The sequence below is a fragment of the Bacteroidia bacterium genome, assembly GCA_027493955.1.
Taxonomy (GTDB): Bacteria; Bacteroidota; Ignavibacteria; order SZUA-365; family SZUA-365; genus JAOSJT01.
This window is the reverse complement of sequence record JAOSJT010000001.1, coordinates 370326-382940: the sequence shown is the minus strand read 5'-3', so window position 1 is coordinate 382940 and position 12615 is coordinate 370326. Positions and strand designations below refer to the sequence as shown.

Genomic DNA, 12615 nt, shown 5'->3' with positions numbered 1-12615 from the left:
TGGTCAGAGCCATTTCTGCTCGCGGTACCACGCAACGGTATTTGCTATTCCCTTATCGATGGGCATTTCCTGACGATAGCCCAGTTCCTTCACCGCTTTCGAAATGTCACACGTCCAATAGCGCTGAGTGATATCGCGAGCTTTCTCGAGATTGAGCGTCGCCGCCTTGCGTTGCAGCGCTGCCACGGACTGCGCCACGGCTGCCACGGAATACACAAGCATATGCGGCAGACGCAGTGTGACGAAACGTTTGTTCAGCGCCGCAGCGGTGATGCGACCGACCTGCGGCCAGGAATAGAATTCCTCGCTGGCGATGAAGTAGGTTTCTCCGACGCTATGCCCGGCTTCGGCTGCAAGCATGATGCCGCGGACGAGATCGTGTGAATGCACAAGACTCAGGCGTTTGTCGTCGAAACCGATGATGGAATTCAGTCCACGGGATATCGCCTGGAAATAAATGTAGATTTCCGTGTCACGCGGACCATACACAGCTGGCGGACGCACGATGGTCCAAGGCAAGCGGTCGCGCCATTCATGGACCAACTGCTCCGCTGCCCATTTGCTTTCCCCATATGTGGTGATGGGATGCGGTGTATCGTCTTCCCGCACCGGACGATCGAGAGAGGTTGATGGTCCCGCGGCCGTCTGGCTGCTCACATAGAGGAAGCGCCGCAGCCCCGGAGCGAAGCGATGCGCTGCTTCAAGCATATTCTGTGTTGCTTTGACGTTGCCGTCGAAATACCCCTGACGATCCCGCGCTTTGACGACACCGGCGATGTGGTACACGACGTCCGCCCCGTCGAGCAACGTCTGAAGCGATGAGGCGTCGCGCACATCACCCTCCACGAGTTTCACGGGCTTGCCTTCGAGCCATCGCAGATTGCTGCTACGGCGGGTGAGAGCGCGCACCTCATGCCCCTGTTCCAGCAGTCTGTCGATGAGATGACTGCCGATAAAACCTGTTCCTCCGGTAACTGAGATAATCATACGGCTATGTACTTCGGTGATGTTGATGCAGGTGTGTGTTTCACTACCCGCATTACTGTTTGCAGCGTCGCATTTCCATCCCTGTATTCACATGCCTGTCGTGGGCGTTTCATGGCTGGAGGCGTGCTCCGCTGCGAGGCCCGGGACGGCGTGGACAGGGATATTCCGTCACCTGCAGTGCGCATCATGCAGCGAGCCCAGATACCGAGATCAGGTGTTTTGCGCGATTTTCGCCCAAGTATCCCGCAGCGTCACCGTGCGGTTAAACACCGGTTTGCCCGGCAGCGAATGCTTTGAATCGACACAAAAATACCCGACACGCTCGAATTGAAAACGATCGCCGGGCGCGGCGGTGGCGAGACTCGGCTCCACAAAGGCAGAAATGACGCGATGCGAGTTTGTATCGAGATTGGAGAGGAAGTCCTGCCCTTCCGGTACGTCGTCCGGATTCTCTACGGGGAACAGTGCTTCGTACAGATGCACGTCCGCGGTGACTGCGTGTTCGACAGACACCCAGTGAATGGTGCCCTTGACTTTTCGGCCGCTGTTTGAGGATCCGCTCTTCGTTTCCGCATCGTAGGAGCAGCGGAGTTCAGTGATATAGCCGTGTGCGTCCTTGACCACCTCGTCGCAGCGGATGATGTACGCGTATCGCAGTCGCACTTCGCTCCCGGGCGACAAACGGAAAAACTTCTTCGGAGGATCCTCCATGAAGTCCTCGCGTTCGATGTAGAGTTCACGTGAGAATGGCAGATCGCGCTTGCCGTGGGATTCATCTTCAGGATTATTCACCGCTTCCAGATGCTCAACTTGCCCTTCGGGATAATTCGTGATGACCACTTTGAGCGGATTCAGTACCGCCATGACGCGGGTGGCATGTTTATTCAGGTCCTCCCGAACACAGTGTTCAAGCAGCGCGACGTCGATGGTGCTTTCCTTCTTTGCAACCCCGATACGGTCCGCGAAATCGCGGAGCGAAGCCGGGGTGAAGCCACGGCGACGCAAGCCGGAGATAGTGGGCATGCGAGGATCGTCCCAGCCATCAACAATACCATCCTGGACGAGCCGGAGCAGCTTGCGTTTACTCATCACCGTGTAGGTCAGGTTGAGGCGTGCAAATTCTATCTGCTGCGGGTGATGGATGCCCAATTGATCAATAAACCAATCGTAGAGCGGCCGGTGATCTTCAAATTCCAATGTGCAGATGGAATGGGTAATACCTTCGATGGAGTCGCTCTGTCCGTGCGCCCAGTCATAGGTCGGATAGATACACCAGTCATTACCGGTACGGTGGTGTTCGGCGCGGAGGATACGGTACATGACGGGATCGCGCATATTGAGATTGGGCGAGGTCATATCGATTTTCGCACGCAGGGTACGGGATCCATCGGGAAATTCACCGGCACGCATACGGCGGAAAAGATCGAGATTTTCATCCACGGCGCGATTGCGGTAGGGGCTATTGCGGCCTGCTTCGGTGAGCGTTCCGCGATGCTGGCGAATTTCCTCCGCCGAGAGATCGCAGACAAAGGCCTTATCGGCGAGGATGAGTTGCTCTGCATAACCGTAGAGCGTCTCGAAGTAGTCGGAGGCATAGTATTCTCGGTCTTCCCAGTCAAATCCCAGCCAGCGGATATCCTCCTTTATGGAATCCACGTATTCCGTATCTTCTTTCACCGGGTTCGTATCGTCGAAGCGCAGATTGCAGAGGCCACCGTACTCCCGTGCGATACCGAAGTTCAGGCAGATGGATTTCGCGTGGCCGATATGGAGGTAGCCGTTTGGTTCCGGCGGGAAGCGTGTATGGACACGGGCTCCGAAGCGGCCGGTTCGTTCATGTTCGTTAATGATTTGCTTAATGAAGTTGCTGGTTGCAGGGGTATCGTTTTGTGGCATGGTATCCGGTTTGAGTCTGTTGGTATCGACGGTTCGTGCTAGGGTCCAGCGTGATGCGGGAGGAAGAGGTAAGATAGCGTTTTAGGAGGAGAGAGCATAGGGGTTTGAAACAGTCGGAGCGCGGGGGGCTTCTTGGTTTCCTAAAATCGATTCATGAATCGAAATTGAGCGGGGTAGCTTCTCGGTGTCCTAAAATCGATTCATGAATCGAAATTGAGGGGGTAGCTTCTCGGTGTCCTAAAATCGATTCATGAATCGAAATTGAGGGGGGGCTTCTCGGTTTCCTAAAATCGATTCATGAATCGAAATCAATGCCCCAAAGTACCAGATACTGCCCTCCGTTGCCTCCCATTTCACCCAACGCTGCCAAACTCCCGCCTCCCAACCCCTCCTCCCCATCCTACACCCCACGCAATTCATCCGTCACCCCACGCTCCGCCTCCCCGCTCAGCCGCTCGCCGACCCGGGATATCCGCTTCCCAAACCCGCCTTCGCAGGATTACAACTCAATGCTGCCCGTCAACTATTACCGGGCTCTTTCAGAAAAATCCTACCTGGACCCACAGACCAGATCAACGGCACTCGCGTGAGACCTCCGGGCACACTCTCTCCTCCTGTCGCTTCCCTGTTACCAAAAATTCCGGTCAACGGCCGCAACAGCGAGTTGTTCAGAAACAGCGCCCGGCCCAGCAGCATCGTGTCGCACGGCAACTCCTCTGCCTCCGGAAGCCTAACCACGTCTGCGCCGCCGCACAATGCCCCGAACACCTTCCGCAAGCCGCTCAACATGGCCGATGAAAAGCTTTGCACCTGTACATTCTGTGCACCGACCTCTTCGGAGCGCAGTGAGCAGCGCACGCGACGGAAGCGCACATCCAGTCGTGCGCACACTCGCTCGATCTCATCTGGATCCGTCAGCACGCGATCCTTGTACCCGAGTGTCCAGAAATGCGTCCCGCTCCCTCCGCGCGCGCTGTTGATGCGGCGCGCGCTGTTCATTTTCACATATCCCGCGAACGCCGAAATGGTCATCTGGCGACGATACAGCCACTTGTCGAACCATTCGATGAAACGGGAAATGAATGGCTTTCGCCACGAATCGATTGTGACCACAAACTCGACGCAGCGCGGTCGAATGTCCATCGCGTCGATGCGAAGACACGTGAATACCTGCAGCGCGACACCGAGCACTCCCAGCAGCAACTCGCCGAAGGTGTTGAGTGTCATCACTCCCTTGTTCATCGTGCCGAGTACCGCACCGTGCTTGTCGACGTCGAAACGCAGATGATAGGTCCCCGGCTCCGAGTAATCGTGATCCGGCAAACGCTTTTGATTGAATTGTCCTGTGCTTCCCATGCAATGCTCCCAAATTGAACATGGTTAAGAAATTTCAACATAAAAATTACCGATTTTGGCCCTGCTTCGTAAGTCAAAAATGGCGGGATGCCTCGTCTCTCCCCCATCGAAGCGCAGGATCAGGCAGGGGCACTGACAGTTGACCGCATTACATACAGCAATGCAATGTATGATGTGAAGCACTGTTCTGTCCTTCCCATGAAGCTTGTCATTCTCTTGAGCACGATGAAACGTCCACAGGACAGGATGATAGTGAAACCCGTAAAGAATTGAATTATAACAGGTTAGCTGCGAGCACCTCATCTCCGCATTCCATCGTTTTTTTGCTTTTCTACGCCCGCATTTCTACCTTGAAAGCTCACAAGAAGCGGCAGAATCTTCAGAATCAAATTGGTACAATCAACGACGGGTATTCCTTGAAGCGTGTGATCTTTTTTCTGCTTCTCGCCGGAAGTACGGCGTTGGCCCAGCAGCAACCGGGCAGCCCCGCCTCGTTCCGTAAATCGCTGGATGACGATGAATCGAAATTTACCAGCGTGGGTAGTGTACGGTTAACTCTGTCGAATTTTGGGACGCTGGGACACGGCTTCAATCGGTGGCCATCACAACCGAATTGTGAGTATCCGGCCGGATCCGGAATCGAGCATCTCTTCTCGGGAGGTTTGTGGCTGGGAGCATTTCGTGGAAGTGCGGGGCCCTTCGTTTCCAGCGGTGCCGTTGATGTGAGCTCCGTGCGTGATGTTGCCGCCGGTTTTGAGTTCACGAATGCGCAAGGATCGCGGACTGAAGAACGATCTACTTTAACGGACTCCCGCTTTTATAGCCCCGATGCCATTAGTCATCAGGATTTTGTTGCGGAATTCACCGATTCCAACCTGATTGTCCCCGGCAGCAGCGTCACCATTCCAGAGCATACGAATCCGTTGGGGGTAGCTGTGCGAATGGAGGCGTATGCGTGGAATTTTTCCTTTGCCGAAAATTTCGTCATTCTCAACTACTCGATAACAAATCATTCCCGAACTGTTCTCGACAGCCTGTACGTCGGTGTGTGGATAGATATGGTGGTCAGAAACACCAATATCTCTCCGCCTCGCGGTTCCGCGTTCTTTGCCCGCGGGGGGAATGGCTATGTGGATTCGCTGCGTCTCGCCTATGAATTCGATGTGGATGGCGATCCGGGCTTCACCGAAAGCTATATCGGTCTCGCCGTACTCGGCAGTACACCTATTCAGCGCTATGGCCCTAAACCCGACGGAAGCGATTCACTCGGCGCAAAAAGTGTTTTCAACACCTGGCAATTCCGAAACACCACCGATCCGGTCTATTTTTCTCCGGAGAATGATCGTGAACGCTATGAAAAAATGGCCGTCGGGTTACCACGCACGGAATATCCGACGCTGAAGTCCCCCTCCAACCGCTCTGTCCTCCTGAGTACAGGACCATTTCGCGCGGTGCAACCGGGTGAAACCGTCAACACTGTTTTTGCTGTGATCTGCGCAAAAAAGGCCGGCAGCGACGCAACGCCTGACGACACCGAAGCGGCAAAAGCGAACCTCTTTCGCGGTCGGAGCTTTGCGCAACAGGCGTACGACGGTGAGGACAAGAATCGCAACAATGTGCTCGATCCGGGTGAGGATTTGAACGGCGACGGCAAACTGACGCGCTATGTTCTCCCTGCTCCCCCTACGGCCCCAAGAGTGAAAATCATCCCTGAGAATCAAGCCGTGAGCATTTATTGGGATGATCGGGCCGAATCATCGATTGACCCTATATCCGGGAAAAAGGATTTCGAGGGCTATCGCGTCTACCGTACCAATCCCGGTGCGGATTTGAATCAAGGTACGGTGCTTTCGGAGAGCTTCATTCTTGCCGGCGAATACGATCTTCCGGGAAATGCATTGTTCTACAACACGGGATTCGATGCTGTACGCCTTGCGGCTCCGGTGTCCTTCGAGGGCGATCCGGCCGAGTATCGCTACCATCTCCGTGTTCCCAATCAGCTCAACGGCTGGCAGTATGTGTACTCGGTTACCGCTTTCGACGGGGGCGATCCCGTCAATAACGTAGAGAGCCTTGAGAGCAGCCGGCTTCAAAATGCCAGACGTGTGCTGCCGGGTACTACACCAACGGAAACCGTGAACGCGGAACCCCGGGTGTATCCGAATCCCTATTACGCCTCCGCTTTGTGGGATGGCTCCGGTGAACGCGAACGCAAGCTGTATTTCGCCAATCTGCCCGCGCGCGCGGAGATCCGCGTGTTTACTATGGCGGGTGACCTTGTAAAAACAATGCAGCATGATGCAGATGCCTCGAATGGCGAAGAGATCCGTTGGTTCGCTCGTTACTCGGATGGAACGCAAACCTTCGCTGGCGGTGAGCATGCCTGGGATTTGATCTCAGACAGCGATCAGGCGGTTGCAACCGGTCTCTACCTCTTTACCGTCGAAAATAAAGACACCGGAGATATAAAACGCGGCAAGTTCGTCATTATCAAATAGTTAGGAGTTTTTAATGAAGTATTATTTTACGTCAATCGTACTATTTTCGCTGCTGTTCTCGGTATCTCAGACAACAGCACAGGTCAATTCTGACACATTGACCATACGACAGATTCAGGAGGTTCATCCGGATACCCTCGCCGCCGGGAATCAAAATTCGCCGTATGTGGGCGATACCATTACCGTGACCGGAGTGGTGTACGCCGCCCCGCGCATTTCAGCGGGCGGCCCCACCCTGTTTGCCCTTGGAAATGGCTTCACCATGTATCTCATGGATGAAGCGGGTGGCGCCTGGAGTGGGCTGAATGTTCGCGCCTCGGATTCTACCGCTTCGAACGCCATTCTCGTCACCGCGGTCGATACCGGCTATGTCGTTCGGGTGACCGGTGTCGTTACCCAGTATTTTTCGACGACACAATTCGAAATAGGCATTCTGAGCGGACGCTGGAATGCCGACGCGATGGTCGAAATTCTCGATGATCTCGGAAAGCGCCCTGATCCGACCAAAATTCTCCTCAGCGATCTCGTCAACGGCGGTCCCCTCACCGGAAAGCCCGAGGCGCAGCAATGGGAAGGTGCGTATGTGGTGATCGAGGGCGCCAAAGTCGGATCCGTGACGCAGAACACCTCCACCGGACGGTATACCTGGACGATCGAGGACGGCAATGGCAATTCCATCGGTGTGTACGATCAGAGCATCTACTTCCGTGGTGGGTCGCAGGGCTTCAATCCGAATTGGGCACCTCCGACAACCGGTACGACGATCACCGCAATCCGTGGTGTCATCACATCATCGGGTCAGGGTATTGTCATCGCTCCGTTGTATCCCGGCGACATCACTGTCGGCTCCTTCCCGCCCGCGGTGAGCAATCTCGGACGCGACATCAGCATCCCGAACTCAACGCAAGCGGTGACCGTCACCTGTAAGGTCGAGGACACCAACCCGGACGGCAGCATCAGTAACGTCGTTCTGATTTACGGCATGGGCGATTCCGAAATTGATCGCATCACCATGACCTACGATGACGCTTCGATGATCGCGACGGGAGTGATCCCTGCGCAGAGTGATGAAGATGTGATTTGGTACTACGTCGAAGCAACCGACAATGACAACGAGACCACGGCATTCCCCGGCGACACCCGCCTCGGGAAGCCGTTCTTCATCGTGCGCGACGGAGCACTGCGCATCCGCGACGTGCAGTATACGCCCTTCCTGAACGGCAATTCCGGCGCTATCGGCGGACAGGTCACACTGCGCGGCGTTATCATCGCGGGCAGTACGGATCTCGGCATGGTGTTCATGCAGGATGGCATCAACGCCTGGAGCGGCATTATGCTGCGCGGCGACGAAAGCATCAGAAATCTCGTTATTGGTCAGGATGTGACCATTACGGGCGTCGTTGAGGAGCGCTTCAACGTGACTGCAGTCGGTAATGCAAGCGTCACGACGGATCACGGTACAGCTCCGCTCCCGGCTGCGCTTCAGCTCTCGACAGGTGATTTTGCCACGGCCGTTGTCAAGGACGGTGATCCCTTCGCCGAGCAGTGGGAAGGCATGCTCACCAAATTCGGTCCAGGAACCGTCACCAGTATCAATGCCGATGCCCCAACGGGGAACTTTGGCGAGTTTTTGTTCAACGACACCAACGGCAATATGCGCGTTGACGATGCAGGGACCTGGGATAACGTGTACACGCTTGATTCCACCGACACAAATCTCATTTACTTGCGTCCCGGCACCGCCATCGAGTCCCTGACCGGCGTGATGTACTTCTCCTTCAGCAACTGGAAACTGTTGCCGCGTGATGAGGACGATTTCATCAATGTCGTCACGTCGGTGGAGCATGTCGCAGGCCATCCCACGTCAATGAAACTGGATCAGAACTACCCGAACCCCTTCCGTGCCGCGGAAGGTACTTCCATTCGCTTCGAGCTGCCGCTGCGCGAACACGTCACCCTTCGTGTGTATGACGTCACCGGCCGCAGCGTCGCGACGTTGCTCGATGGGCCGATGGATGCCGGTACCGTAACGGTGCGTTTCACGGCCCCCGCCCTTCCTTCCGGCATGTACATGTACATGCTGTCAGGGAGCGCAGGACTGCGTACCGGTCGCATGATCATCACCAGGTAACCTGTTTCAGGGCGGCGGATGCGAACATCCGCCGCCCATCATTATCGCGTTGCCGACGATCGCGGCAACGCACCCGCTTCTCTGTTCTTTTAAGGATACACTGACCCGATGCGTGTACTTTCTCGCATACTGCTTCCATTTGTTCTATTGCCCGGTCTTCTCGTCGGCGGCTGTTGCAACTGCGGGAAAACCGAAAAAAACACCTACCCTCCGACCGTGATCAGCATTTCGGAAGGCGGTGGCGTCACCGGTCAGTTTGTCGGATACACCATTGACGCGGAGGGTAACGTATACGCATGGCGTGGTTTCGCTGCCAGCAAACGCGACTCCAGTCGTGTCGGTGCCCTTGACAGCGATGCATATCGAGACCTTTTACATACCACCTACCAATGCAATCTTCCCGAAGTACGTCAGTACGAAACCGGAAACATGACGGCTACGCTGGAGGTCTCTTCCGGCGAACTGTTGTACCGTTTCGCATGGCCTGGCCTCTGGCGTGCGTCCCCATCGACGCCAGAACAGCTGCGACCGCTGATCGAAAAGCTTGAAATACTCATCGATTCTCTCCGTTCGACCCAACCAATAGATTCCGATATTCCGTAGTCAGAAACCGTGAGGTCCATCATGACGAGTCATACATTTTTCCGCATCAGCGCATTGACCATTGTCCTGTGCCTGTTTTCCCTCTCCGCAGCAGCGCAGGGACTGTCGAAGCAGCGTGTGATTGATGCACATAAAAAGGCCGTCTCCGGCGACGTGGATGTCTCATCTATAGGTGAGCGATTCCAGTCCTGGAAACAGTCCAATGACGTGCTCGCCCGCCACAGCGCACTCTCGAGGGTGCGAGGGCTCGGTATCGATCAAATCCTCGCCTATAGCAGACTGTACGATCAGACCCCAGGGCTTCACGTCACCTGGGATGAATCCGGCAGGGTCCCCATCAGCATCACCGGCAAGCCCCTGCAGCGCTCGATGAGTACGGCTGCGGGAAGCACTGTGCACGAAAGAACCGTGAGAGAGTTTTTCCGTCGCTTCGCATCACTCCTTGCCCTTGATGCGGACGCGGAAGCCCTGACCCTGACCTCGAGCCATACGGACGAGACAGGCCGCACGCACCTTCGTTTTTCGCAACTGCGAAACGGACTGCCGGTACTTGGCAAGGAAGCAATCTGCGGGGTGACCGCAGCGGGAGATATGGATTTGTTCATGGGCCGTCTCGCGGCGCTCGACGTACCCGTCTCCGGCACGTTTGTGCTGACGGAGCGTGAAGCGCTGACGACCGCTGAAGAGCATATCGCACCCCGGCTGCATGGACACGACACCGATCTTCCTGCCGGCCTTTCCTGGGATTCGACGCCTGTCATACGTCAGGCCTACGCTGAGCATGATGGAGGGCTTCGCGCCGTGTTCAGTATTGAGTTGCGCCCCTCCCCGGCGGACCGCTGGCAGTGCGTTGTCGATGCCGAAAGCGGTTTGGTGCTGAGCGCATTTAACACCATTTGCGCGGATGGACCGGTAAAAGCACAAGCCACCGATTTGCACGGCGCCACTGTGACGCTCGACACCTACGATGTGGGTGGCACCTATTTCATGATAGACGCCACCAGGCCTATGTTCAATGCGGCCAATTCCGTATTTCCGAATGCGACCTACGGTACCATCCTCACGCTCACAGCGAATAACACGGATTTGAAAAACATCACGCACGTCGTTTCCGGTGCCAACACCTGGAGTGATCCATCTTCCGTGTCGGCGCATCATCATGCCGGGCTGGTGTACGAGTACTACCGGACAACGCACAACCGTAATTCGCTCGACAACAAAGGCGGGTCGATTATTTCCATCGTCAACGTGACCATGGGCGGTACAGCCATGGAGAATGCGTTCTGGAACGGACAATTCATCTCGTATGGAAATGGCGGAAGCCTGTTCGAGCCCTTCGCGAAAGCGCTGGATATGGCGGCGCATGAGTTCACCCATGGCGTGACCGAATTCTCCGCCGGCTTGGAATACCGCAATCAGTCCGGAGCGTTGAACGAATCGTTCAGTGATATTTTTGCCATGATGGTGGACAGAGACGATTGGACGTTCGCCGAAGATATCACCAAGCCGGGAAGCGTGTTCCCGAGCGGAGCCGCACGCAGTCTCGAGGATCCGCACAATGGCGCATCGCAGGGTTCGCCCGCGTGGCAGCCGAAACACATGAACGAGTTTCAGAATTTACCCGAAGACCAGGACAACGGCGGTGTCCACATAAACAGCGGCATTCCCAATCACGCGGCATATCTGCTTGCGCAGCAAATCGGACGTGAAAAGACAGAGCGCATCATGTATCGCGCGCTTACCACGAAACTCACCCGCCAGGCGCGCTTTATAGATTTCCGCTTGGCTATAATTCGCTCCGCGGAAGAACTGTACGGCAGCGCCGAAGCCCTCGCCTGTGCGAGTGCCTGCGATCAGGTCGGTATCACCGACGGCAGCGGGACAGGCAAACCGGTCGATTATCCGCCCGTCGCGGGTACTGATCGTATGCTCTTTGTCAACACCGATCCTTTCTTACCCGCACCGCTCTGGATAGTGACTCCGCCCGGAACCGATCAGAACGATTTCAGCTCCATATCCTATTCCGGCATCTGGAGCCGACCGAGCATTTCCGATGACGGAACGATGGCCGTTTTCGTGGACGATGAGTTCAATATTCGCGCCATCGCACTGGCGGGGGCACCCAATGAGCAGGTGCTTGACGCGTCGGGTGTATGGAATTCCGTTGCGATTAATCGCGGAGGACAGCAACTCGCCATTACGTCCATCCTTCCCGGCGCCATGATTTATGGCATCGATCTGTCCGGCCCGACAATGGTGACACAGGATTTCCCGGTCTATACTCCAACCTATACGGGGACGGAAATTCCCAATACCGCTGTCTTCGCGGACGCCCTGGATTTCAGTCTTGACGGACGGACACTGATCTTCGATGCGTATAACGAAATCACCGTCGGACAGGTGAGTTACGGATTTTGGGACATCAATACGCTCGATTTCTGGGATAAAAACAGCGCAGGCTTCGGCACAGGACGCATTGATCGCGTTTTCCCACAAGAACCGGAAATCAACATCGGTAATCCAAGCTGGGCGGAGACGAAGCAATCCGTCATCACCTTCGACGTGCAATTCCCCGTAAGCGGTACCGCGTGGGTGATGACGATGGATTTGCTCACTCGTGAGCCCAATCCACTCGCGGAGATACCGTCCGGCACGTTCGGTTATCCCACGTTCTCGGGAAACGACAAAATCCTGTCCTTTGTCCGCTCGGATACACGGGACATCGTGTTTAATACTCCCATGGCCGATGACGCGGTGACCGCCACAGGAAACCCCGTCGGTTTCATTGCTGAAGCAACCTTCCCCGTATGGTTCCGCACCGGCACACGTCCGGTTTCCGTCGAATCCCCGGCACTGCTCCCCATCGGCATGGAACTCGCGCAAAATTATCCCAATCCATTCAATCCCTCCACGCGGATCAGTTTCACCATCGCGCAGCGGGCACACGCGAAGCTGACGGTGCACGACATGCTCGGGCGCACGGTCAAGACTCTGGCAGACGGGGTCCTGGACAAGGGACAGCACACCACCATGTGGGATGGACGCGACGCCACCGGGATATCTCTGCCCTCCGGCGTGTATCTCTATCGCCTTCAAAGCGACGGGAGCATCCTGACACGCCGTATGGTGCTGGCACAATAATCC

7 protein-coding genes are annotated in these 12615 nt (G+C 55.8%); 4 read left to right on the top strand and 3 right to left on the bottom strand.

Going from position 1 to position 12615, the window contains the following annotated elements:
• Positions 1 to 3: 3 nt before the first annotated feature.
• The 3 genes from M5R41_01515 to M5R41_01505 form a co-directional block, all read right to left on the bottom strand.
• Positions 4 to 987 carry an NAD-dependent epimerase/dehydratase family protein gene (locus M5R41_01515; protein MCZ7555066.1) on the bottom strand — a complete coding sequence of 328 codons (984 nt, stop codon included), beginning with the start codon at positions 985 to 987 and terminating at the stop codon, positions 4 to 6.
• 210 nt (positions 988 to 1197) lie between these two features.
• Positions 1198 to 2883: a glutamine--tRNA ligase/YqeY domain fusion protein gene (locus tag M5R41_01510; GenBank protein ID MCZ7555065.1), complete on the bottom strand. Its 1686-nt coding sequence runs from the start codon at positions 2881 to 2883 to the stop codon at positions 1198 to 1200.
• 519 nt (positions 2884 to 3402) lie between these two features.
• The gene (locus M5R41_01505) at positions 3403 to 4239 is read right to left on the bottom strand and encodes a hypothetical protein (protein MCZ7555064.1); all 837 of its coding nucleotides are present in this window, start codon (positions 4237 to 4239) and stop codon (positions 3403 to 3405) included.
• 416 nt (positions 4240 to 4655) lie between these two features.
• On the opposite strand from M5R41_01505, the gene M5R41_01500 reads away from it, so the two are divergent.
• The 4 genes from M5R41_01500 (at position 4656) to M5R41_01485 (ending at position 12612) form a co-directional block, all read left to right on the top strand.
• Positions 4656 to 6737 (top strand): hypothetical protein, encoded by a 2082-nt coding sequence (locus M5R41_01500; protein MCZ7555063.1) that lies wholly within the window; start codon positions 4656 to 4658, stop codon positions 6735 to 6737.
• A 13-nt stretch (positions 6738 to 6750) separates the two neighbouring features.
• A complete protein-coding gene (locus M5R41_01495) occupies positions 6751 to 8868 on the top strand; it encodes a T9SS type A sorting domain-containing protein (GenBank protein MCZ7555062.1) in 2118 nt (705 codons plus the stop codon).
• Positions 8869 to 8976: 108 nt separating this feature from the next.
• Positions 8977 to 9471: a hypothetical protein gene (locus tag M5R41_01490; GenBank protein MCZ7555061.1), complete on the top strand. Its 495-nt coding sequence runs from the start codon at positions 8977 to 8979 to the stop codon at positions 9469 to 9471.
• A 21-nt stretch (positions 9472 to 9492) separates the two neighbouring features.
• Positions 9493 to 12612, top strand: coding sequence for a M4 family metallopeptidase (locus M5R41_01485; GenBank protein MCZ7555060.1), 3120 nt, complete (start codon positions 9493 to 9495; stop codon positions 12610 to 12612).
• Positions 12613 to 12615 lie beyond the last annotated feature (3 nt).